At 43.9% G+C, this 22,670-nt stretch carries 18 protein-coding genes; 4 read left to right on the top strand and 14 right to left on the bottom strand.

Translation table 11 applies throughout. From position 1 onward, the window contains the following. Genes ACO05P_RS09275 through ACO05P_RS09250 form a run of 6 tightly spaced genes read right to left on the bottom strand, consistent with a single transcriptional unit; the run spans position 1 to position 9,516 of the window. Complete coding sequence (locus ACO05P_RS09275; protein ID WP_421750346.1) at positions 1-549, bottom strand: DUF4178 domain-containing protein; 549 nt, start codon at positions 547-549, stop codon at positions 1-3. Beyond that, positions 536-5,482, bottom strand: coding sequence for a DNA repair ATPase (locus tag ACO05P_RS09270; protein WP_421750345.1), 4,947 nt, complete (start codon positions 5,480-5,482; stop codon positions 536-538). Before ACO05P_RS09270 ends, ACO05P_RS09275 begins: the two co-directional genes overlap by 14 nt. Before the next feature lie 49 nt (positions 5,483-5,531). Then, complete coding sequence (locus tag ACO05P_RS09265; RefSeq protein WP_421750344.1) at positions 5,532-7,703, bottom strand: flotillin family protein; 2,172 nt, start codon at positions 7,701-7,703, stop codon at positions 5,532-5,534. A 13-nt stretch (positions 7,704-7,716) separates the two neighbouring features. Beyond that, positions 7,717-8,364 (bottom strand): hypothetical protein, encoded by a 648-nt coding sequence (locus ACO05P_RS09260; RefSeq protein WP_421750342.1) that lies wholly within the window; start codon positions 8,362-8,364, stop codon positions 7,717-7,719. A 9-nt stretch (positions 8,365-8,373) separates the two neighbouring features. Continuing rightward, positions 8,374-9,117 (bottom strand): PspA/IM30 family protein, encoded by a 744-nt coding sequence (locus tag ACO05P_RS09255; protein ID WP_421750340.1) that lies wholly within the window; start codon positions 9,115-9,117, stop codon positions 8,374-8,376. A 3-nt stretch (positions 9,118-9,120) separates the two neighbouring features. After that, positions 9,121-9,516, bottom strand: a complete 396-nt coding sequence (locus tag ACO05P_RS09250; protein WP_210759745.1) for a YbjN domain-containing protein — start codon at positions 9,514-9,516, stop codon at positions 9,121-9,123. Between the two features lie 191 nt (positions 9,517-9,707). Here ACO05P_RS09250 and ACO05P_RS09245 point away from each other — a divergent pair, with 191 nt between their 5' ends. Together ACO05P_RS09245 and ACO05P_RS09240 are read left to right on the top strand one after the other, a co-directional pair. Continuing rightward, a complete protein-coding gene (locus tag ACO05P_RS09245) occupies positions 9,708-10,403 on the top strand; it encodes a helix-turn-helix domain-containing protein (RefSeq protein WP_421750338.1) in 696 nt (231 codons plus the stop codon). Between the two features lie 71 nt (positions 10,404-10,474). Continuing rightward, positions 10,475-11,305, top strand: coding sequence for a hypothetical protein (locus ACO05P_RS09240; protein ID WP_421750336.1), 831 nt, complete (start codon positions 10,475-10,477; stop codon positions 11,303-11,305). Between the two features lie 14 nt (positions 11,306-11,319). On the opposite strand, the gene ACO05P_RS09235 is transcribed toward ACO05P_RS09240, so the two are convergent. The 4 genes from ACO05P_RS09235 to katG all read right to left on the bottom strand — a co-directional run bounded on the left by ACO05P_RS09235 (position 11,320) and on the right by katG (position 15,182). After that, positions 11,320-11,697: a hypothetical protein gene (locus ACO05P_RS09235; RefSeq protein WP_421750334.1), complete on the bottom strand. Its 378-nt coding sequence runs from the start codon at positions 11,695-11,697 to the stop codon at positions 11,320-11,322. Position 11,698: 1 nt separating this feature from the next. Beyond that, positions 11,699-12,268 (bottom strand): hypothetical protein, encoded by a 570-nt coding sequence (locus tag ACO05P_RS09230; protein ID WP_421750332.1) that lies wholly within the window; start codon positions 12,266-12,268, stop codon positions 11,699-11,701. A 67-nt stretch (positions 12,269-12,335) separates the two neighbouring features. Continuing rightward, the gene (locus ACO05P_RS09225) at positions 12,336-12,905 is read right to left on the bottom strand and encodes a Crp/Fnr family transcriptional regulator (RefSeq protein ID WP_421750331.1); all 570 of its coding nucleotides are present in this window, start codon (positions 12,903-12,905) and stop codon (positions 12,336-12,338) included. A 96-nt stretch (positions 12,906-13,001) separates the two neighbouring features. Next, positions 13,002-15,182: a catalase/peroxidase HPI gene (gene katG, locus ACO05P_RS09220; protein ID WP_421750330.1), complete on the bottom strand. Its 2,181-nt coding sequence runs from the start codon at positions 15,180-15,182 to the stop codon at positions 13,002-13,004. A gap of 305 nt (positions 15,183-15,487) precedes the next feature. Between katG and ACO05P_RS09215 the strand changes: the two genes are divergently transcribed. After that, on the top strand, positions 15,488-16,243 hold the full coding sequence (locus tag ACO05P_RS09215; protein WP_421750329.1) for a hypothetical protein: 756 nt from the start codon (positions 15,488-15,490) through the stop codon (positions 16,241-16,243). A 33-nt stretch (positions 16,244-16,276) separates the two neighbouring features. On the opposite strand, the gene ACO05P_RS09210 is transcribed toward ACO05P_RS09215, so the two are convergent. The 4 genes from ACO05P_RS09210 to ACO05P_RS09195 all read right to left on the bottom strand — a co-directional run bounded on the left by ACO05P_RS09210 (position 16,277) and on the right by ACO05P_RS09195 (position 19,282). Further along, the gene (locus ACO05P_RS09210) at positions 16,277-16,717 is read right to left on the bottom strand and encodes a hypothetical protein (RefSeq protein ID WP_421750328.1); all 441 of its coding nucleotides are present in this window, start codon (positions 16,715-16,717) and stop codon (positions 16,277-16,279) included. A 2-nt stretch (positions 16,718-16,719) separates the two neighbouring features. Beyond that, on the bottom strand, positions 16,720-17,493 hold the full coding sequence (locus ACO05P_RS09205; protein WP_421750326.1) for a hypothetical protein: 774 nt from the start codon (positions 17,491-17,493) through the stop codon (positions 16,720-16,722). Between the two features lie 24 nt (positions 17,494-17,517). After that, positions 17,518-18,453 (bottom strand): hypothetical protein, encoded by a 936-nt coding sequence (locus tag ACO05P_RS09200; RefSeq protein ID WP_421750324.1) that lies wholly within the window; start codon positions 18,451-18,453, stop codon positions 17,518-17,520. A 100-nt stretch (positions 18,454-18,553) separates the two neighbouring features. Further along, positions 18,554-19,282 carry a hypothetical protein gene (locus tag ACO05P_RS09195; protein ID WP_421750323.1) on the bottom strand — a complete coding sequence of 243 codons (729 nt, stop codon included), beginning with the start codon at positions 19,280-19,282 and terminating at the stop codon, positions 18,554-18,556. A 486-nt stretch (positions 19,283-19,768) separates the two neighbouring features. On the opposite strand from ACO05P_RS09195, the gene ACO05P_RS09190 reads away from it, so the two are divergent. Beyond that, on the top strand, positions 19,769-22,648 hold the full coding sequence (locus ACO05P_RS09190; protein ID WP_421750322.1) for a histidine kinase: 2,880 nt from the start codon (positions 19,769-19,771) through the stop codon (positions 22,646-22,648). Positions 22,649-22,670 lie beyond the last annotated feature (22 nt).

Below are 22,670 nucleotides of genomic sequence, written 5' to 3'. Positions count from 1 at the left end.
TCATTGTTCTCGAGGTAAAATGTCGGATATCTCGTAGCTCTTTAGCACCTTTCCATGGGAAGCTTCAAAGGAGCGTGGTCCCCATTGTTCGATGCTGAGTTGATATTCTTCTTTCTTATCGTAATAATCCCAAACCATAAATTCGGCCCAGGCATTTTCATCGCTGCCTTTTTCGTGGAAATAACCGGCACTTTCTTCATCTAGATAATAGGTGCGCGATTCGTAAACGATGGTTTCGGGCGGACGTTCATCCTCTTCAATCTGCTGGGCGATAGGGCCTTCGATAGAGCGTAGAGGGATTTTCTTTGACCAGGTCATTTCAATTTCATCATCATCTTCTACCGATAAGTAATAGGTGTTTTGACCGTCACTTACCTTGAACTCCTTACTGAAATCCTCATCACCCCAGTCGTATTCGTAGACAGCCATTACTTCCCAGGATTGCATATCGTACTCGAAGATATAACCCAGATCCAGGTCCAGGGGTGTGCGGCTAAAGGGCTTGGGATCTTCCTTCTTGCCACCAAAGAGATTTTTAAATAGACTCATTGCTATTGTTTTCTTTTAGTTTTCGTTCTTGGGCGAAGATGCGAACCAAGTCCTGCAATCCCAGCCCCATTTGCTCCAATCTTTCCACAATGGGGGCTACTTGATTGGAGCCGTAGCCCTTGGCTTCCTGCTGCTTGCGGAAAACCTTAATAATTTCATTCAGTCGCGATTGCTCCTCCTCTTCGATCTTTCCGAGCATTTGCTTCAGGCGGAGGAAGTTAAATTCGGCACCCTGAGTAAGGGTTTGCGACTCATTTTCATAATGCGAAAGCAGGATTTGCTCTAACTCCGAATTATTCATCAGAGGACTCAGCTTCTCGCATAATTTATTCATGTCCCGATAGGAACCTTGCAACTTAAAGGGAGGTTCGGTTCTAAAGGCTTCCGCCTGACCAGCCGAAAGTATGTATTGCTTATTGACCTCCAGTACAATTTTACGGATCTGATAGCTCAGCTCCAAAATACGGAGCACTTCTTCCTTTTCGGTAGCACTGTAGTTCGCCTCTAATTCCAGGCTTTCAGGATTTTCATTTTCAATGGAGCGGATAAAGCTCTTTAAATCCTGACGAGGTTTGTCGCTTAGGGCGGCTAAAGCCCGATTGGAACTAAGGGCATTCTCGATATAGCTTAATTCGAAGGCCTCGGCTTTTCCGCCAATGATGTCTCCCAAATTGTAGATGTCGGCCCGGTTGGCTAACATATCCGGAATTTGGAATTTCTCGCCACTCTCGGTATATGGGTTTCCTGCCATGATCACCGCTACTTTCTTACCGCGGAAATCATAGGTTTTAGCCTCTCCTTTATATACCCCTTCAATTTTGCGCTGGGCATCACAAAGGGAGATGAACTTTTGCAAAAACTCGGGATTACAATGTTGGATGTCGTCCAGGTAGATCATCACATTGTCGCCCATTTCAAAGGCCAAATTCAATTTGTAAAGCTCTTCTCTCGCTCCAGCATTGGGTGCACTTTCGGGGTCAACGCTGGTTACCGAATGACCTAGGGCTGGCCCATTGATTTTCATGAAAACCAATCCTAAGCGGGCGGCGATGTATTCCATTAAAGTGGTTTTACCATAGCCAGGAGGGGAGATTAAAAGCAGCATGCCCATAAGGTCGGTGCGCTTGTCTTTACCCGCCGCACCAATTTGTTTGGCAAGGTTATCACCAATTAAGGGGAGGTATACTTTGTCTAGTAATTCATTGCGCACGAAAGAGCTCATAATGCGAGGTTTAAACTCGTTGAGCCCCATGTTTTTGCGCTCCTGATTCAGGATCTCTTTTTTTAGTTTTTGGAAACGATCAAATAAAGGCTGGCTTTCGCCGATAAAGACCTGCAAGCGATTTTTAAGATCCAGATAATCTAAATTTAGCTTGCCATCGTCAATTCGAGGATGATCGCCGCGTAGTCCTTCCAGTTCTACTTTACTGATTAATATATGACCTTGTTCTTGCTCCAGTTTATTTAGGCCCAGGATATAAGTAGCTTCTAAAATTTCTGCATCAGAAGAATTGAGCTTGCTCTCTTGAATATAAGCTTTAAGCCAGCTGTAGGTCCTGTGACTGGCCCGTAGCCAATTTTCATTCGACTTCACTTTGCTTGCTGCCTCAAAATTCTTGAGGGCATTGTTCCGCTTCAGAGCATGGGTGAATTGTTCTGCTAATTCACGCGCTTCTTTTTTAAAGCTGATTTTTTCTCTTTGGGCTAGCCAATCGAATAAAAAGGCAGTGGCTTCTTCCAGATCGTCTTCATCTGCATTTAAGAAGCGGGCAATGTCGCTTTCCTGTCCCAGTAAATTTTTAAGCTCTGCCATGCTGCTTTGGAAACTTTGGCTGGCCGGGAAAAACTGTAAAATGCTGCGAATGTGTTCAAAATCTTCTTGCAGAGCCTTTTTGGTTTCGGTTGTCCAGGATTTATCCCAGGCGTACAATGCCCATAAACGCGCTTTAGAGCTGTAACGAAGAGCGCCCAAATTGAAGTGCAATTTTATAAGTGCATCCAAAATTAGAGTGGCATCTTCATCATGCACCCCTTTTACATAGGCTTCCTGGAAGCGCTGACTTAAGCTGGCTTGAACAATCTCTTTTAATTCTTTTGGACTCAGGGTTTTTAAATGCTGAATGTCCAATTCCTTTTGTTCTAAAGCTTGTTGGAATAGGCTGTAGGCCAGATATTCGGCGCGATAGATCTGCTCGTTTTCACTGCGTACTGCTTGATTCCATACCGGACGGCAAGCTTCCAGTTCCGGGTTTTGGATTTCTTCAAAAAAGCCGGTGCCATTAATGTGCAGGAACAGCGCTTCGTTGCGTTGCACCAAGGAAAGGTCTATATCTTGATGGTTGATGCTAAAGCGATGCTTACCCAATTGGATTAATTGGTCGCCATCGGCATAGAGCTCTTGCTTGTCTTTTAATTGACGTAATGCTTCTTCGTAGGTCGATTTAAGCAGGCTCTCTAATTCGTCGGCCTTAACAGATTCACCTAGTTCTAAAAGGGCTTTGGCCTGATCGCGTAATTTGAGCACCATAAAATCCGAAGCGTAATAAGCCTGAATTTCTTCGCTGCTGTTCATGTGTTGCATGCGACGATCGATGCCTTCCAGAATGCGTTTGCCGGCATCACTAAGTTTAAGGGCTTTGCGATTCTTGGCTTCCTTGAGCTGTACTTTCCGACTTTCGAAGGTGTTGTAAATCTCATCACGCAGGCTGCTGATTTGCTCCAAAAACTCTTCGGATTCCGAAAAGCGGCTTTCCAATTCCTCTAACTGAATCATCAGTTTATTGAGGTAGGAGTCGCATTTTTCAGGCTCATCCGCCAGCTCAAGGTAATTGCTTAAGCTTTGGTCAATTAAGCGCAATTGGGCTTTAAACTCACTGGCGCCTTCGGTTTGAACCAGGCTTTTACGCTTTTGCTTGATATGGGCTTTCGCCTGATTGAATTCGGCATAGAGCTCCGAAATGCGATCAATGATGGCGGTGCTTTGGGTGGCATCCTCAATTTGCAGATTGCTCACAGTTTCGATAAGCATCTCCAACTCCTGCGATAACTTCAGGCTTTCCTCCTCCAGCTTTTTAGCCTCGATGGATTTCTTGAGTTCCTCCGACTGCTTTTGCAATTGTTGGAGCTTTTGGCGATAGGGGTCCAGCGCTTTGTCCTTCACCAGGAAGCTGGCTGTTTCAGAGGCTAGTTTTTCGGAGGCTTCAATCAATTGTGCTTCCAAATCCTTTAAGCCTTCGAGGTCGATGTAGGGGAGTTCTTGCAGCTTTAATACCTGACCCCGACTGTGGCGGAGCTCGGCCATGCGCTTTACGTACTCATCAATATGATTACCTAAGCCCGCTTTCAGGCCTTTTAACTGCGCTGTAGACGCATCGGCGAAAGCCAAAAACTCGGCCTCACTTTCACGGCGTAATTGAAGCACTTTTTCATACTCATCAATGGCGCTCTTAGCCGTTTGACGAATCTGTAAAAGGGGCACTTCCAGTTTATAGGTTTCCTCGGCGCCAAGCCAATGGTAAGCATCGAGGATGTCGCCCGATTTTTTGGTGATGTCGCTGTAAAGGTTCTGATAGCTATCCCCCTTGTATACCAGCTTTAATAAGTCGCGAGCCTCGGACATGGCCCTTACAATTTCTTTATTGCCAACCTTGGCGATATAGCTTTGGTCGGATACCTGAGTTTGGCGGTTGGGCGAGTAAAATGGCGTTTGCCAAATCTGAATCAAGTGGTGTTTGCTTTGCTCGGCTTCCGCCCGGAAGTAAATAAGTTCGCCATCTTCGAAGAGGCTGTAGCCACTGCAAATAATGGGGGTGCCTACTTCTTGCTCTATCAGGTTATAACGCATTAAGGCATAGGTGCCGGTTTCGGCCTGATAGAAAACATAGAGCACATCTTCGCCATTGGGCGATTTAATGCGTTTTTCGAACTGCATATTTTGCAGCTCATTGTCGAATAATTTCACCTCGCCACTCTGGATATAATATCCCTTAGCGAAGATGAGTCCCTGATCCTCAGGGAGTAAAACGCAGGAGTCCTCAATGGCGTCTACCCGTTTTACCGCCTGTATTTTTTCATTATAGATCAGGTAACGGAATTTCTCCTCCTGATAGGGCAGTACTTTTAAGATGATGAGGTTGCCGATTTCGGCGTAGAAAATTTCCGCATCATCCAGGGTTTGATCGGCATTGTCTACGGCCTCGTTATAAATGCCCTTGCCGGTATTGGTATTGTCTTCCACCTTTAGGGTGAGGTCGCCACCAATGGTTTCCACAAAAAGACGATCGGCGATGGAGATATGCGGATGCAGGCCCTTGCGGTGCATGTCGCGGTTTACCTTGGTCCAGCGGAATTCATGCTGATCGGGAAAATGGAATTCGTGATCGCTGCGATTATCAACGTATACATAGCGACCATTTTTAAGGCTCCACTTAAAGGTTTTGATATCGGCTGTGCTTTTCCCCACCTGGAATACCATAAAAAGGTGAGGGCCGATAAGCGCGAATTTGCTGAAGCGAGTTTCGCGGTAATATTGATACAGGTTTTGGAAATCAATCTGAAACTGCTCATTGGCAAAAGCATCCGCATCCGCGCTTTGAAAGCGATGTTCTTTGCGGTCGTAGAGATACACGCTAAATACATCAGAAATCTTGGTTTCGGCTTTCAGTCCGATTTGCACATTATAACCGAACCAAAAGAAGTCATCGCCAACCGGCACAATGTCGCGAGCCAAACAGTTGTTCTCAGTACTGATACGCTCATTGGCGATCAGCTTGGTTTCTGTGGCGCCAAATACTTTCCGGCGCTCGCTGTTTAGCTGGTTGAGCCTTTGCTGTAAGTCTTTACCCTGCTTTTGCAGACGCTCGCGAATAATGCTGTAGCTGCCTGCCTCCAGGCCGGGTTCTTTAGAATCAGATGTAGGGTTGATTTCAGGCATTCAGAAAATAATTAGGGGCGAGGCTTAGGCTCGCCCCCTTTGTTTGTTTTTAGAGAATTCCCAGGTCTTGCACGGAATTGTTGCCAATTCCGGAGCTTTTAGCGAGCTGCAACATTTGTTGCAGATTACTGCGCTTCACCGGGTCTTCCGTTTGCGACATCAGGCGGTTCAGGAATACCGCTACCGATAAATTGCGGATGTCGTCGCTTTTCAAATTGGAGTCCTGGAAAATTTCTTTTACCTGTTGCAAAAGGCTCTTGCCATTAGGATCCAATAATTGTCCTTTGAGTTCCGTGAAAATATCACTGTTGTACACGGTACGGTCCATCGCTTTACCTTGGGTAATGGCACCTACAATCTTATCGAAGAATACTTGCTCGCCACCCACGATGTCGATCTTGGCATTTTTAAGTGCTTCCGACAGTACTTCGGCTTGAGCATCGGCTATATCACGTTGGATATTGATGCCGGCCAATTCAATTTGCAGGTCTTTATCCAAGCGTAATTTAAATTCTTCGTGCTCTTTACCGGCCTCGTTAAAGGTCTTCATGGCTTTGGCTTTGCGATCGATACCTTCGGCTTCGGCTTGTGCTTTTTCGAAGAGTACCTGAGCGTCGGCCAGGCCTTTCTCTTTATCGGCTTCAGCCTTCTTGCGAATTACTTCGGCTTCGGCTAAGCCACGTGCTTTGTCAACTTCTGCGGCGGCATTACCAATGCGGAGGTCGGCTTCGGCTTGAGCGTTAGATTTAGCTTCAATTCCTTTGGCTTCAGCCAATGCTTGGTCTTCGAGTACGCTGGCTTCAGCTTCACCTTGTTTCTCACGGGCGGCGGCTTTGGCTTCCATTACTTGCGCTTCAGCCATTCCTTTAGCCGCTTCACGGGCAGCTTCGGCTTCGGCGAGAACTTTAACCGCCTCGGCTTTTTGGCTGGCACTTTGTTGTTCAGCTTCCGCGTCAATGATCATGCGCTTGGCATTAAACTCAGCGGATTGCTTGGCGGCTTCAGCACGCTTGATTTCTTCTACTAATGCTGCTTCAGCACGTTGTTCGGCTTCCGTTAAGGCAACCTTTTTCAGACGTTCCGCTTCGGCATAAGCGCGGGTATCTTTGATGCGCTCTTCTTCGTCAACCACCGTTTTCTCAATGGCCACACGCTCACGGATCACTTCTTGGATGTTCTTGCGCTCGTGTTCAATCGCTTTTTCCTTCTCAATTTGGGTGAGGGTTACGATACGCTCACGCTCGGTGGCCTCCAATTGGCGGTCTTTTTCTACGCGCTCATTTTCAATGGCCTCGGTGCGTTCCTTGTTTTTGGCAGCTACAATTACCTGGCGTAATTTGTTTTCTTCTGCCACTTGTAGTTCTTCTTCAGTAGTAATGCGAGCCCGTTCTGATTTAAGACGTTCTTCTTCATTAACTCGTAGAATTTCGGCCTCTTCACGCGCTCGGATATTGGCAACCTCCCGTTTTTGCTTTTCTTCTGATTCGGCTAATTGACGTTCCAGAACCAATACAGCCTCACGAGCTTCTACATCTTGTTGTTTAATGGTTTTCTCCTTATCACGGAGGATGAAGTTCGATTTCACTGCTTCACGCGAGGTGATTTCAGTAATCTTTTTGATCCCCTCGGCATCGAGAATATTGTTGGGGTCTAATGACTCTAGTGGAGTTTGTTCCAAGAAGTCGATCGCAGCATCATCCAGAATATAGCCATTAAGGTCGGTGCCGATAATGTCGATAATCTCCTTACGGAATTCATCCCGCTGATTATAGAGGTCTACGAAGTCAAATTTCTTACCTACTGTTTTTAGGGCTTCTGAGAATTTGGCATCGAAGAGCAGGCGCAGGGCATCTTTGGAGGAGGCGCGACTACAGCCTACGGATTGGGCTACTCGCTTTACATCTTCTTGCATTTCATTTACGCGAACGTAAAAGGCTACACTAATATCGGCCCGCAGGTTGTCTTTACATACCAGGCCGTCTTTGCTTTTCCGCTCAATGGTAATAGTATTGAGCGAGATGTCCATAATCTCAATCTTATGTAAGACTGGGATTACCATCATGCCATTGAAGCTTACTTTAATACCACCAACCCCAGTACGAACCAGTGCTTGGCCTTGGGAGGCTTTGTAATAGAATTTTGAGAAGAGGGCGATGATTCCGAATATGAGCACTACGCCCACGATGATCGAAACCATCAGAGTGTTTTGGAAGATTTCCATAGGATTTTGTTGATTAATCGATTGAAGTATAGGGTTCTACCAGGTATACACCACGGTCGTTCAGTTTGCGGATGAAAAGAACTTGATCGCCCTTTTTTACGCTTTGGCCTTCATGGCAACGGATCATAATGCGGAGGTGGCTGCCATTATAGCTTAGTTCGGCCATCCCTCGACTGCTAGCACTGGCAGCTGAGCTTACAATGGCTGTTCGCCCAATCAGTTCCTTTTCCTTGGTGTCTTCGTCTAGCTTTTCAAACATCTTCACGAAAGGCCAGGTGGCGAATTTGGCGAAGAACAGACTCACGATAGCGGAGGGTAGGAAGATCAATAAGCCGCTTAAAAAACCTTCGAAGCCCAGGAAATGATTGAGGTTCACGGCAATAAACCATAGGGGTAGGGCTACGAAGCTTAGCCAGATCATCAAGGGGATTTTACCCAGGTTGAAGAACTGGAGAACATTGTTAATCCATGAGACTTCCACACCTTCGCCATCAACATCCAGGTCGGCTTCACCATCAGCGTCGATATCCAGATCTATATCCAGAAAGTCGGTGCCGATAAAGCCCAGGATTACGATAATCCAGTAGAGGACAACGAAGAGGAGCAATGCCGTGGGGATGGCATTAGCTCCGTTAAATATTTGGTTGAGGAAGTCGGTCATGGTTTAATCTTATTGGGGGTCCTTGGCTTCGCCTTCGCCTTCTGGCTTCGCGTCTTTATTTAGACCCATTTTTGCTTTTAAAGCAGCTAGATCTTCACTGGCAGAGCCACTGTCTTCCAGGGCGCGGTCGATCTCTTCATCGAGGCTGCGACTTTCGTTAGCAATGTCGCCATAGCTTTCGGCCAGGGCTTCTTCTTCGGCTACTTTGTCTTTCATGCGTTCCAGCATGCTTACGGTGCTCGAAGAATCGATTTGGGCCATTTGCTTATTAATATTCTTGGTAGCAGAACTCACTTTCACCCGTGCTTTTAGGGTTTTGAGTTCGTTCTCATATTGACTGATTTGTTGGCGAAGACGTTTAATCTTGCTGTCCATAGAGTCGATATTGCCATCGAACTTTTCCTTATCAGCTTTCGCTTGATTCATCAAGGCTTCGTTCTCCTTTTTCTTGTTCAGGGCTTCACCGGCTAAACGGTCGGCTTCGCTGCTTTCCATTTCACCGTTTTCCACTTTGCGTAAAAGGGCGATGGCTTTGTTTTCGTAGTCCTTGGCTTTCGCCTGATAGGTATTAGTGTCGTTGCGAGCACGAATACTAAGGGCCTTGATTTCTGCCAAAGATTGCAGGGCTTTATCGAGATCAACTTTAAGATCGCGAATCCCTTGTTCGGTCATTTTAATGGGGTCCTCTAATTTGTCGAGGGCCGAATTAGCTTCTGCTTTACCGATGCTGAAAAGTCGTTTGAAAATACTCATGTCTTAGTTTTTAGAAAATTCAATTAATTCATCAGAATACTCACTGAGGAGTAGTTCCAGGGAGTTTACCGAGCCCTCGATCTCGTTCAGGTCAATGTTTTCCAATTGTAAGGTGTCCCTAAACACCACTCTAGTCCCCGTCTCATCGAGGGCGAAAGCACCGTGAACGATATCGCGGTTCTTTTCCAGAAGTTTGCGAAACACTTCCGGTTTGCCCTCTTTCAATTCGAAAAGGAATTGTTCCATGATGAGAATCGGGTCGGCGACAGCAATCACCAGGTTGTATATTCCAGCATCTGGATATTCCACTACGAAAACCTCCTCCTCGGCGTTCTCGTAAGTAATGTTGTAGTCCAGATCAATGAGGTAGTTTTTTACTCGATCAAAGTGATGGGTCATGGTTTCAGAAATTTGATTTTTTGCGATTCTTGCTTAGCGTAGATAGGCACCAAATTAGGTTTTTTCTGCGGGGCAAAAAGGCGTTTCCAAAGGAAGAGCACACTTTTCATGTTATTATTTTTAGTTTTACCCTGCTAAGCTACTAATATTTTTAGTTTTGCCAAAAGAATTAGCAAAAATATTTTTAGGATATGTCATACGTTGGAAAGAATATAAAAAAGATACGCTCCGTTAAAAACTTGAATCAGAGTCAGTTTGCAGATTTATTTGATTTGAAGCGGGCAAGTATCGGTGCTTATGAAGAAGGAAGGGCGGAGCCGAAGATTGCCACTTTGATGGAAATTGCTAAACATTTTGGTATTTCTACTGATGATTTGCTAAATAAAGAGCTTTCAGTAAATGATCTCTTTCATTTCGACATCTTTAAAAAGGACTATGTAAAGAGCAGCAGTAATCAGCTGCGACCTAAAAAGATGCCCTTAAGTTTTAGTCCGGTTTATTATATCAGTTCGGAAAAGCGAGGTTCTTATTTCGAGACTAAGGATCTGGATCAATTCTTGAAGCTTAGTTTGCCTCTACCTGCCTTAAAATCGGATTATCTGGCATTCGAGCCGCATGCAGGTCTGCCTTGGATTAATGAGCAGGGACGGGTTTTGGATTTGCTTATTGTAAGAGAATTAGAAGACAAGAAGGAGTGGCCAATCGCCATGCATAAAAAAGTGATCCTGTGGCAGGATGGTCAGTTTCAAATTGGCAGAATCGAAGCTAAAGATCGCAAGCCTGGCTTAAGGGATTTCCGCAATTCGGAGTTTCAGGAATTGGAGGCTAAAAAACAACGCTTGTTTTTAGTCTTGTATGAGCTTGCTAATGTTTTGAGCAATAATTGATGAAATGGAAATACGGAAAGCATGAAAAGTGGAAGCTTGACGTTTTTTAAGAGTAGGTCTGAATTAATTCTATGCGAAAAACTAGTTTTCTAATCACCGTCATTTTTATTGCCATTATCGGATTAAAATCGGTTCAAGCTCAAAGTTATTTTCAATTTTTCGATGCCCAAGACAGTAGTTTTATTCCCTATGTAAAGGTGCAAAAGCGCGGTTCCGCCAGATTACTCTATTCAGATGAACAGGGGAAGGCTTCGCTTCTAGTACAGGAGGGGGATACCCTGATCTTTTCCTGTATGGGGTATCAGTCCTTTATTTTGCCTTGGTCGCCAAATGAACCTGAGCAAGTCTATTTAAAAGCCGATCAGAAAATGTTGGGAGCGGTAACGGTAAAGCCGCGCTCCGAAAAGGAGGTGGATTGGGAAGGTCGGCATGCGGATATTAATCTCTGGTCGAATAGTGGAATGGAAATGGCCTATTTAATAGATCCCGGGTCGACCGAATTTCCCTTGCAATTGAATCATTTGAAAATAAAGCTACGCAATGGTGACAATGTAGTACGCCTTTCCTTTTATGCGCGACAAGATTCAATGCCCGGACAAATGTTGGCTATTGAACCTGTTTTAATTCCCGCTTATTCCGGTCGCTATTTGGAATTAAATCTGGAGGCCAGGCAGCTGAAATTTGAAGAGCCGTTTTTCGTGGTGGTGGAGTTTATCCATCAGAATTCGGAGTATAAGGCCATGGGCGGAATTCGCTATTATTTGCGGGGTAGTGAGCAGCGGCGCACCTGGTATAAATATCCGAAAATGGAAAGCTGGCGATCCATGGGCAGCGGCCATGGTTTAGGAAGCTTAGTAGAAGAACCTCATTTGAATATGATAGTGAAGTATCGCTATCGTTGATTAATGATTTAAGCCTAGCTCAAAGCTAATATCACGACAAAAGTGCATAAGACCAGGGTGATGGGACTAAAAACCATTTTCTCCAAACGGTTTTTAGACATTAAATTTCCAAAGGTGTTGAAGGCGAATAATGCAGCCATGATCCATAAGCTAATTTGCATGGCTAGCTCCGGAAGATGAATGCCAAGGAGCTCAGCTTTGATTAGGGCTATAGCCAAGAAAAGAGCATTAATCAGTATCGAAGGAGTTTCGAAGCGATACATCTCTTGGTCATTCTTAAGGCGGCCACCCCATACACTTGCATAGGGTATGGCCTTAAGGAGAATCAAGAGGTGGAAAAGCAGCATCAGGCTTAAAATGCTTAAAAGGCCGTATTGGGCTAAGGCTATCATATCAATACATGTTGAAGCCAATAATAAGCATATTCGCAATGCCTTTGCGCTGGCCATTATTCTTTAATTGCGCCTGCCCGTAGAAAAAACGGTATTGCAGGTCGATGGCCATTCTACCTTTACGCCACACTTCATAGCCAGTGGCAAAGCTTAATGCGGGCAAACCAAAATTGAATTCGGCGGTATTGGGATCTTCAACAGTATAAAAAGCAGCGGCATCGAAGGTGAGTCCGGCGGCTCCCATAAGCCACCATCTTTCTTTAGGCCAATACTGTGCTCCCAGCATAAAGGCTTCAAAGCCGCGGTCCTTACCTTCAGATTTGTAGGTGGCGCCAGGCAATAAGCCTAATATTTCCAAATTGGGTTTAAGCATATATCCTACCTTAATATTGGGGAGGCTGACCGAGAAAGCAGTGTTATTAGATTGCTTGGTGTTTAAGGATAAAGTTCCGGCTCCCAGTCCGATTCCCATAGTGAAGCCATCTCTTTTGTGGCTTTCGTTTTTCTCCTTTGTCTGGCCATAACTAAGCTGAGCAACAAGCATTAGAAGGATTAAAAATGTTTTTTGCATCTCATGTTTTATTTGAGTGCAAAGGTTCGGCATCCCAATTTTTCAGGAATTACCATAGGGTAAAAAATCAGGCTTGCTGTTTGCGCAATCGGCTAAGGCTTTGGGGCGTGATTCCCAGATAAGAAGCGATGTGTTTTTGGGCGATCCTCAATTCAATGCCCGGAAAGCGTTTTTGTAGAATGTGGTAGCGTTCCTCGGCGCTCTTTGTGAGGAGTTCAATCTGCTGCTGTTGTTTTTCGATAAAAGATGCCTCTGCAGTCATTTGCATGATTACCCGGCCTACACTCTTTTGACCTAAGCGATGAAATTCGGCACGTGGCATGCGAATCATTTCTGATTTCTCCAGGGCTACAATTTCCAGTTCGGTGCTTTCGCCGGTGAGTAAGGACATATAATCACAGCAAGCGGATTTCTCCAGGGCAAAATCCAGACAAACAAAATTGTGGTTCTTCCAGAGGAAAACGCCTGCGCTTCCTTCGATTATAAAATAGAAATACCGTTCTGCTGTGCCTTGAGCTTTAATTACTTCATCCTTCTTAAACTGAATAGGTTCACAAAATTCTGTGAACTCCAACCAGGCCTCTATGGGAGCCTCGAAATAGTGATCGAAGGATTGTTTTAGGGTTTGGGCCAGCATTTTGCTTGGTTATCAGGCTAAGATAATTCAAATGAAGGGAGAGCCTAAAAAAAGCGACCCCAATGAGGTCGCTTCAATATAGTTTTCAAATTGATTTTAGTGCAAATCAAAGCGATCTGCGTTCATCACTTTTACCCAGGCTTTGATGAAGTCGCGTGCAAATTTCTCTTGATTATCATCTTGGGCGTATACTTCAGAATAGGCGCGGAGGATAGAGTTGGAACCAAATATCAGGTCCACTCTGCTGGCAGTCCATTTTTCCTGGCCCGAAGCTCGATCAATAATGGCGTACTTATCGTCTCCCTTAGGGCGCCATTGAAAACGCATATCAGTAATATTCACGAAGAAATCATTGGATAAAACTCCGGGTTTGTCAGTGAATACCCCTTCTTGATTATGCCCGTAATTGCAATCCAGAACACGTAGTCCGCCTAATAAGACGGTCATTTCCGGGGCGCTTAAACCCATTAGCTGACTACGATCAACTAATAGCTCTTCTGCACTTACATCATAGTCTTCTTTCAACCAATTTCTAAAACCATCATGGATGGGCTCCAAAACCTCGAAGGACTCCGCATCGGTCATTTCCGGGCTGGCATCACCTCTGCCCGGATTAAAAGGAACTTTAAGGTCGAAGCCTCCCTCTTGGGCTGCCTTTTCTACCGCTGCACTACCGCCCAATACAATCAGGTCGGCCAGGCTAATGCTCTTGCTTTGCTTTGCTTGAATATCACTGAGCACCTTTAGTACTTTATCGAGTCTTTCGGGCTCATTGCCTCTCCAATTTTTAAGCGGGTTTAAGCGGATATGGGCACCATTGGCGCCACCGCGAAAATCTGAGCCTCTAAAAGTGCGAGCACTATCCCAGGCGGTACTAATTAATTCCCTTTTTGATAATCCGCTATTGAGGATTTGCTGTTTGAGATCTTCGATTTCGGAATCTGAAAGGCTGTAATTGACCGTCGGTATAGGATCTTGCCAAATCAAATCTTCCTGAGGAACATCCGCACCCAGGTAGCGACTCTTTGGGCCTAAATCGCGATGGGTGAGTTTAAACCAGGCCCGAGCAAAGGTTTCCGCAAAATATTCGGGATCCTTATAAAAGCGCTCGGAGATTTTGCGGTACTCGGGGTCCATTTTCATGGCCATATCGGCGTCGGTCATGATGGGGTTGCGGCGTACGGTTGGATCATGAGCATCCACCGGCATATCTTCTTCTTTAATCTGGATGGGTTCCCATTGCCAGGCTCCAGCCGGACTTTTCTTCAGTTCCCAATCATGCTCCAGCAAAAGGTAGAAGTAGGTATGATTCCAGCGATCGGGAGTGGTGGTCCAGGCCCCTTCCAGGCCACTGGTCACTGTGTCGGCTCCATTGCCATTTCCTTTGGGATTATGCCAGCCTAAACCTTGTTCGTGGATTTCGGCGCCTTCCGGACTTTCGCCCAGAGCACCGGCATCGCCATTCCCATGGGTTTTTCCTACCGTATGGCCGCCAGCAGTAAGGGCTACGGTTTCCTCATCATTCATGGCCATGCGCTTAAAGGTGAGGCGCACATCTTTGGCGGTGCGAAGGGGATCCGGGTTTCCATCTACTCCTTCGGGGTTCACATAAATCAATCCCATTTGCACGGCCGCTAAAGGATTTTCCAAGGATTCGCGATCACTGTCATTTTCATAGCGATGGTGGGTAGAGGCCAGCCATTCTTTTTCGGAGCCCCAGAAAGCATCTTTTTCTGGATGCCAAATATCTTCACGGCCCCCGGCAAAGCCAAAGGTCTTAAAGCCCATGGATTCGTAGGCCATATTGCCGGCCAGAATAATAAGGTCGGCCCAGGAAATTTTGTTTCCGTATTTCTTTTTTACCGGCCAAAGCAGGCGTCGGGCTTTATCGAGATTGGCATTGTCGGGCCAACTGTTTATTGGGGCGAAACGTTGGTTTCCGGTTCCGGCACCTCCGCGACCATCGGATACGCGGTAGGTTCCGGCGGCATGCCAGGCCATGCGAATCATTAGGCCTCCGTAATGTCCCCAGTCGGCGGGCCACCAATCCTGACTGTCGGTCATTAATTTCTTTAAGTCACTTTTTAGGGCTTCTAAATCCAGTTTTTTGAATTCCTCAGCATAATTAAAGTTTGCTTCCAGAGGATTGGATTTTCGATCATGTTGGTGGAGGATGTCCAGGTTTAGGGCCTTGGGCCACCATTCCATAACATCATTATGACTTTGGGTATTGGCGCCGTGCATTACGGGGCATTTTCCTTTACTGGCTGGGTCCATATTTTTTGATTTTGAGATTTCAGGAAAATTGAAAGACCCCAGGTCCGGAGTTTCTGTTGCTTAGCTGGCAGACTCAGGCGAGGGGGGCTTCAAATAAGCCTGTTGAAGGTCGGGAATTTAAAGCTGGGAAGCAAAGATTAGCTCTTGATAATGAAGGCTTTTCTTCTACTCTTGAAAGGCCTATTAATCGGATTGAAACATTTGCTACAATGAAACTATTTGGGTAGATGTCAATAATAGGCTAGGGTCGTGGATTTTGATCGATCCTAAAAATCTACATTAGCGCCCATTAAAAACTAACCTTTATGAAAATCAAACAAATTTTCCTTTTCCTGACTTTAGTTGTTTTTGCTAGCTCTTGTGCCTTGAAGAAGAAGGCTTATAAAAACACAAACAACATTGCGGTTATTTCCATCAACTCGCTTGATCAAGTGAAGAATAATTCTTCAATACAAGCGCGCTTAGTTTCAGACATCAATCTTCCGGATACGGTTTTAACGGAGCCTGGAAATAAGGTACATGATCATTTTTTTAAGCAACGCAGTAGCTTGGTGGATAAGGTGATTAATGAAGAAGAGATCCTTAATTCACCTGAGTTTCAAGAATTCGTAAGCGAATACAATGCCTCTATTGATAAAGAATTTAGAAGTGTAGATAAGCTTTTATATATGGGAGGCGAATTCGTTGCTGCGGATGGTTATCCAGTAATGAAGCGTGGCGATGATGAAGTCCTAAGCTCCTTCAATTATTTACCCGAACGCGTTGATGCAGTTTTGATCCTTAGCAATACTTTCCAGTTTTTCGAGGAGGCCAATGTGCAGGTAATGGGGATTTCCTCTGCAGGTTTTCACAAGCAAAAAGTGCAGGCAGTTATTACCGTTTATTTGGTGAACCGAGAGGGTAAGAAGATTTTCTTTAGAAGCTTTATGGGGCAGTCTGAAGGAAAGATTGGTAAAAATGCCGAAGACAATAAATACAGCCTTGACGAATTAGCGGATCAGGCTTTAGCCGAAGCTGTCACAGAATTACGCGAATACCTCCAGAAAAAGGTGGGTGGATAGCTAAACTAAATAAGTCTTCTCGGATTCAGGGGGCTAATTTGATCCAGGGATCCGAGAAGCTTTTTTTTGAGCCTTGTGCCAAATGGGGATCAGGTAATTACAGCCAAACCAAATGGCGATGAAGGCGATACTTTCGCTTGGATTAAGTTCCCAGTATCGCAGTACTGGTTTGAATTTGTATATCAATATCCAAATAAGGGCTGGTAGTATTGGTAGGGCCCAGTAATACCATTTTTCATGGAGTCTTTTAAGTGCTTTAAGTGCTATTCCATTGTAGAGGCAGAGTCCAAGAATATAAGGCAGATACAGCACCATACCGAATAGGGTGCTGTTATAGTCTATGTGCTCAGATCCTTTTGTGAAAGTGTATCCCAAATAGGCGATTGCAATAAAGCCAAGTCCAAATTGAATAAGTAGCAAGGTCCCTGTTTTTGGCTCAGATTTGTAATTAGTTCTATTTGGCACTGAATTCATAACTAATTATCTAGGTACTCAATAAAAATAAAGGGCTTAAAATCAAAGCCCTTTTTAGGGTAGGCAATGGGTATATTAGGATCGGGCTCCAGGCCTAAGTACACATAGTGTTCTTGATTATAGCTCTTGCTGAGGGCTTTATTAAGTTGTGGTCCTTCTTCCTTTAAACTGATTACTTTAAATGGGGCATAGCTGCCGATATCGGCGTGTAGACTATCAAGCTCTCCATAAAACTCATAAAAGTTTTCCCGACCAATGATATCCAGAATCCCATCCTTATTCAAGTCGGAAATGGCCTCAATATTAAAGTCCTGATCATAGGCTAAATAGAGTGAATCTCCTTTATGGCTGATTAGACTTAAACGTGGATAGCAGCATCCGTAGGGGTAGCCAAATAGGAGGAGGTGATAAGCTTGATTTTGCTTCAAGCAAAAGATTCGCTGGGAGGGCAACTGGTTTTTCAATCCTTTGGTGGCAGTACTGTCAATCCAGTCCCAGTACTCGGTATTGCTAAATTCAAAATCTGCACCATTGCTAAGCTGAATTCTGATCTTTTCAAATTGCCCGGGGTCGCCAATAACTGGTGGAGATTGAAGGTAGATACTGTCATCCATGCCGTCTAGGTTGAGGTCGATTTGGAGGACTTCGACTAAATCACTTAAGGGGGCATTTTTTAAGACACTGTCAGATTCTAATGGACTTAGCTTTTGCTCCATCAAATTTTGCTGGCAAGCACAACAGGTGAAAAGGAGGCAGAAAAAGGTAAAGGCTTTCATTTTGGGAATTAATCAGCTGACTTGCTAAAAGTATTCATACTTGTAGATTGCGAAAAGAGATGGCCCTAAATAAGTCCTTTTTTCTCGCAGCAATCCACCTTTGTAGATTTCGACCTTGGTTTTAGAATGGTTTTCATAATAAAGAACTTCTATGAGTTCTTCATCTTGATAATGGTATTCTACTTGTTCATCAACAACGGCTTTGCTGCTCCGCTCTTCCTCCAAAATTAAGCGTCCTTTTTCATCATAGGAGTAAAAAGTGCCATGGCTAAAACTGCTATCCAGTTCAAGGAATTTGGTGTAAACTAATTGATTCTGTGGATTCCATTTTTCTACAACGTAAAAGTCAGGCTTTTGAAATTCATCGTAAATCTCCCATTGTAAGAGTGTCTTTGCCGGATCTTCGTAGATCCTTTTTTTATGGATGAGCGTGTCTGATTGATTGTAGATAATGCTTTTGCTGACCACTTTTCCTACTGAATCGTAAAGAAAGAGGGCTTCAAAAGATTTCTGGCTTTGAGCCTTAATTTCCCTGATACTAATTTGATTTTCCTGGTCTTTGTATTTAAATCTCCATTGGGTCCTTAGGCTACTATCTTTTTTAAGTTCGCTTTTCTCAATCAGGCGATTCAGCTTATCGTATTGATACTTTGTGATTTGATAGAGACAATGATAGCCATCGTAACCAGATGTGAGTTCTAATAGACCTTCAGAATTGTATTTCTTATGGAGGTATAAAAGCGTGTCTTGGTGTTCATGACATTGGTTGCTGGGCGCGACCACACTGTCCGGGTAATGGTAGATTTGAAAGCGCCAAACTTTAATTTCTGAGTACTTCTTTTCGGATTTGTCAAGGGGCCAAGGATTGAAGATTTCCTTTTGCGCCATTAAGCCATTGGATGGGTTTCCGAAAATGAAGAGAAATAGACCTGTAATCTGAATATGGTGTTTGATTTTCAATGGCTTAATTTTTTCGTTTTCAATTCAGGAAAGTTGTTGCCGGTATTAATTTCGGCATATATGAACCGATCTTTCATCGGGACTCAAAGGCGCTGTGCATTTAGTTTTTAATCAAGGTGTATTGATCATCAACCAATTGATACATCCCATATTCCAAATGCTGATAATGCTCCCAATAGGCCTGGTTCGCATTGCCATGATTCAGGATGTCGAGATAAGGTTCTCCCGGCCAAAAACGGAGCTTAATAGTGCGGTCATTGCTCAGGGTCTTTTGCAAGTTACCGGGATTTCGTTTTTCACTAAGCACAAGATGAGCACGACTAATGCCTTCAAAAACGATGCTCTTCGATTCGAGGGAAATGATGACCAGTCCGCTGTATGCACTTTCGTTTTCCGTGATTATTTCTGTGCAAGAAAATTCTGCGCTACCAGAGCTCCGAGAATATTGGGAGAAAGTGCGCTCTTCCCAATTGATGGTAAAATAGGCTTGATCTTGTCCTAGGCTGTCTACCTTTAAAACATAGTTGATAGTCTTATCCTCCGAGTCCAAAGGCCTGGGAATGTTTAAGCGGGATATTTGATATTGTCCCTTTGATCCATAAGCCAGGTAAATTTCGTTGAATTCAATTTGAAAGAGGTGGAAGGAGTCTGATTGATATTGGGCTGAAATATGTTGTTTGGCCGACTTGAGTTTAGATGATAAGTCAGTCTGGCTTTCCGTAAAATGAAGGTGGTGTTTGGGAATGCGAGGAGTTAAACTGTCCGTAGTTTGAGCCCAACCATTTATGGCGCCGTAAAAGAGAGCTGGGAGTAAGAGGAACAATCTCATTAATTATGCTTTGGGTTCAGTCTTTTAGACTGCTGTATTTTGTATTGGTTGCTGCCTGATTAAAAGATTACTCCAATACTTCGATACTTCTTTAAAATCAAGGTTTTCGGTTAGCTACAACTTCAGTGACCTAATCAGCCATTAAAGATAGGGCAAAGTAATCGGCTTGGATACCGGAAGGGTTGGAGCCTCTTTAGGCTTAGGATGGTGCTTGATCTAACTTAGAGATAGGTAGCGGCATCCATAAAGTCTTTTTTAGTATTGAGGTTATTAGTGCGAATCTTATGAATTGAATGATGGGCTTTTAGTGTTTTTTTAAGACTAATTAGTGAGGAAGTATGTTAATGTTAATGGGCCTATAATTCCGATTGACCGGAAAAAGTAAGGAATATTAAAAATTCCATTACTTTAATTACTTACTGTTTTTTAATTAGGGAATAGCTGCTTAGATTAGTACTATAAATTGAGTAGGAATTGGGTGGGATAATGAGGTTTACCTTGCTATGTGTGCTTAGCTTTTTGCCTGTATTTCTACATGCTCAGTCTTTGATTTTCAAGCAACTTGATGTGGAAAATGGTCTTCCTGGTCAAGAGACCTATGAGACCCTTCAAGCCTCTAATGGATTTTTATGGATCGCAACAGATAGGGGCGTTTGTCGCTTCAATGGGAGGGATTTTCAATGTTTTTCGGTGGAAGATGGTTTGCTTGATAATGCAGTATTGGGCTTGTATGAGGATGGAAAAGGGAATATTTGGTTTCCACTAGCCTTAGGGGGCTTGAATTATTGGGATGGACAGACTATTAAGCAGTATAGATATAATGATACTTTATTGCGATACATTGCAAATTCCGGGTCAATAGATAGGTTGGTTATTGATGAAAATGAATCATTATGGGCGGTTGGCTTTAAGGAAGGTGTCTTATTAGAGATTGATAAAAATGGCAATGCGACGTCTCATATAAATGCAGGACCTAGAGGACATTTTTATGTGAAAAAGTTTGCGAATGGAGACTTGCTTTCAGGTCCTTATTGTGGCTTAAGTAATTGCAGCTCTATCAGTAAAACCAGTCTGTTGGTTTTCCATCGGCCCCATGCCATTGATTCGATTCATTTACCCTTTCAAATTAGAAGATCGGCCAGAACAGAAATATTGGAGGCCAGTGATGCCAGTTTTATAATGGCTATTGATACTATTCTGTTTCAGTTCAAAGAGGGGGAAATACTAGCAAGACATGATTTTAGTCACGCTATAGTCGGCATTGAAGAAAGACGCGGAGAAGGTGTTTGGGTGACTACAGAGGAAGGACTCTTTCATTTTGAAGGCAATATCAATAGCCCAGGTAATTTATATCTGGAAGAACACAGTCCCTGCTTTGTGGAAGAAGATTTTGAAGGTGGAATCTGGGTAAATAGTCTAACCTCGGGTCTCTTTTATTTACCTCCCTTAAGATGGATGGAATTGCCGCTGAATAATACTCCGGTGTCGCATGTCGAAATCTTTGATAAGGATATAGTATTCAGTGATTTTAAAGGGTCGGTGAGTGTTATAAAGGAGACGGAAACCGGGATGCAAATTGACACTATTCTTAAAAATGGTGGCTATAGTCCCACTTTGTTTGCAATGGGGGATAGCCTTTATGCCGGAGTTAATTTAATCCTGAAAAAAGAGGGGGGGTATTCGGCTGAGAAATCTGCTTTGCAAAGGGTTTTATCCTTTTCCAGAGGGGAGGGGGCCAAAGTATATGTTGGTACCATCACGGGATATGTGGAGATGGAAAATGGTATTCCCAAGTATTCCTCATCCAAACAAAGCTTCAATAAGAGAGTTTCAGCGATCTCTGAAATCGGAGGTGGAAAATTGCTCATCGGTACCAGCAAAGGACTGTATCTGAGAGTAGGACAGGAAATTAGTAAGATCAAAGATTTGGCGGTCGTAGATATTCTTGCAGGTCCGCAGGAAAGCCATTGGGTTTTAACGGATGGCCAAGGGACTTATTTATACCGGAAAGGTCGGTTGCGCCTAATGGGGCAATTGAATTTGAGCTCTAACCTGAGTACATGTGGCTTGGTAGATAGCGAAGAGAATATTTGGATTGGTACTACCCGTGGGCTAAACCGAGTTGAATTAGTAACAGCAGAGCCATTAAAAACCCGAACCACTCAATTTAATATCTCCGATGGCCTTCCCAGTTATCAGATAAACTCTCTGGTTCAAATGGATAGTGCTTTGGTTATTGGGACTAATAAAGGGATCGTAAAAATCAAGCTTAAAAGCTTGGTGCCAAATAAGAGACCTCCCGTTCTTCAACTCACAGGAATAAGGCTCAATGATACAATTAGCTTGGATAGTTCATACCTGGAATTAGCTCCTGATGAAAATGAATTGAGCTTTGAGTTTGAGGGGATTTCATTTAGAGACGCTAATGAACTCAGCTATAGATATAAGTTGGATGGCCAGGATGATAAGTGGCAAAGTACTACTCAAAATAAGGTGAAGTACACCAATCTAAGAGCGGGAACCTATTCTTTTCTGGTTTCGGTACGGAATGCAGATGGGGAATGGTCGGAGCTTATTAAATCCCAGAGCATTACCATTAAGCAGAGTTTGTTTGCTTACTTCTGGTTTTGGTTTTGGGTTTGGGTGCTCTTTGCCGCTCTGGTGCTTGTGATTTCGGTTAAGGTTATTTCTTATGTAAAAAGAAATGAAGCAAATAAGCGTGAACTGCTCATTGCGGAACAGATGGCTTTGAAGGCTCAAATGAAACCCCATTTCATTTTTAATGCGCTTAATGCTATTCAATTATTTATTGCTCGGAATCAGAAGAAGGAGGCCAATATTTATTTGTCAAACTTTTCTCAGTTAATGCGCAATATTCTGGACGGTTCAAGTAAGCGACTTATTCCGCTGAGTGAAGAAATAGCCATGCTGGAAAACTACCTGAGCTTAGAGATGCTCAGACTAAAAGGAAGGCTTCGCTATGATATTGAAATTGAAAGGGGGCTTTGTGTTGAAAGGATCCTGATACCGCCCATGTTGATTCAGCCGATCCTCGAAAATGCTTTGTGGCACGGCCTTTCTTCCAAGGATTCCATGGGCATTTTGGCCTTGCGAATAAGGCTTGACAATTCCAATCTGAAAATCGAAGTTGAAGATAATGGGATTGGTCGAGCGGCAGCCAGTCAACGTAAGAACATGAACCGCAGTAAGGGCGATTCTATCGGACTTCAAAATATTGTGGATCGCTTAAGAATAGCCTTCCCGGACTCCGTGGATCAACCTATAAGCATAATAGACTTATATGAAGGAACTGAGCCGGTTGGAACCAAAGTGATTCTTGAAATTCCTGTTGATTTAAGTGGTTAGCTCCTTTTTGTTAGCCCTTATT

The sequence above is a fragment of the Croceimicrobium sp. genome (assembly GCF_965228705.1).
Lineage (GTDB): Bacteria > Bacteroidota > Bacteroidia > Flavobacteriales > Schleiferiaceae > Croceimicrobium.
This window is presented reverse-complemented; position numbering and strand designations above follow the sequence as displayed.

What these genes read in the sequence shown, in the direction of transcription:
- ACO05P_RS09275 (WP_421750346.1), bottom strand. Translation starts at nt 549, where the DNA reads ATGAGTCTATTTAAAAATCTCTTTGGTGGCAAGAAGGAAGATCCCAAG.
- ACO05P_RS09270 (WP_421750345.1), bottom strand. Translation starts at nt 5,482, where the DNA reads ATGCCTGAAATCAACCCTACATCTGATTCTAAAGAACCCGGCCTGGAG.
- ACO05P_RS09265 (WP_421750344.1), bottom strand. Translation starts at nt 7,703, where the DNA reads ATGGAAATCTTCCAAAACACTCTGATGGTTTCGATCATCGTGGGCGTA.
- ACO05P_RS09260 (WP_421750342.1), bottom strand. Translation starts at nt 8,364, where the DNA reads ATGACCGACTTCCTCAACCAAATATTTAACGGAGCTAATGCCATCCCC.
- ACO05P_RS09255 (WP_421750340.1), bottom strand. Translation starts at nt 9,117, where the DNA reads ATGAGTATTTTCAAACGACTTTTCAGCATCGGTAAAGCAGAAGCTAAT.
- ACO05P_RS09250 (WP_210759745.1), bottom strand. Translation starts at nt 9,516, where the DNA reads ATGACCCATCACTTTGATCGAGTAAAAAACTACCTCATTGATCTGGAC.
- ACO05P_RS09245 (WP_421750338.1), top strand. Translation starts at nt 9,708, where the DNA reads ATGTCATACGTTGGAAAGAATATAAAAAAGATACGCTCCGTTAAAAAC.
- ACO05P_RS09240 (WP_421750336.1), top strand. Translation starts at nt 10,475, where the DNA reads ATGCGAAAAACTAGTTTTCTAATCACCGTCATTTTTATTGCCATTATC.
- ACO05P_RS09235 (WP_421750334.1), bottom strand. Translation starts at nt 11,697, where the DNA reads ATGATAGCCTTAGCCCAATACGGCCTTTTAAGCATTTTAAGCCTGATG.
- ACO05P_RS09230 (WP_421750332.1), bottom strand. Translation starts at nt 12,268, where the DNA reads ATGCAAAAAACATTTTTAATCCTTCTAATGCTTGTTGCTCAGCTTAGT.
- ACO05P_RS09225 (WP_421750331.1), bottom strand. Translation starts at nt 12,905, where the DNA reads ATGCTGGCCCAAACCCTAAAACAATCCTTCGATCACTATTTCGAGGCT.
- katG (WP_421750330.1), bottom strand. Translation starts at nt 15,182, where the DNA reads ATGGACCCAGCCAGTAAAGGAAAATGCCCCGTAATGCACGGCGCCAAT.
- ACO05P_RS09215 (WP_421750329.1), top strand. Translation starts at nt 15,488, where the DNA reads ATGAAAATCAAACAAATTTTCCTTTTCCTGACTTTAGTTGTTTTTGCT.
- ACO05P_RS09210 (WP_421750328.1), bottom strand. Translation starts at nt 16,717, where the DNA reads ATGAATTCAGTGCCAAATAGAACTAATTACAAATCTGAGCCAAAAACA.
- ACO05P_RS09205 (WP_421750326.1), bottom strand. Translation starts at nt 17,493, where the DNA reads ATGAAAGCCTTTACCTTTTTCTGCCTCCTTTTCACCTGTTGTGCTTGC.
- ACO05P_RS09195 (WP_421750323.1), bottom strand. Translation starts at nt 19,282, where the DNA reads ATGAGATTGTTCCTCTTACTCCCAGCTCTCTTTTACGGCGCCATAAAT.
- ACO05P_RS09190 (WP_421750322.1), top strand. Translation starts at nt 19,769, where the DNA reads ATGAGGTTTACCTTGCTATGTGTGCTTAGCTTTTTGCCTGTATTTCTA.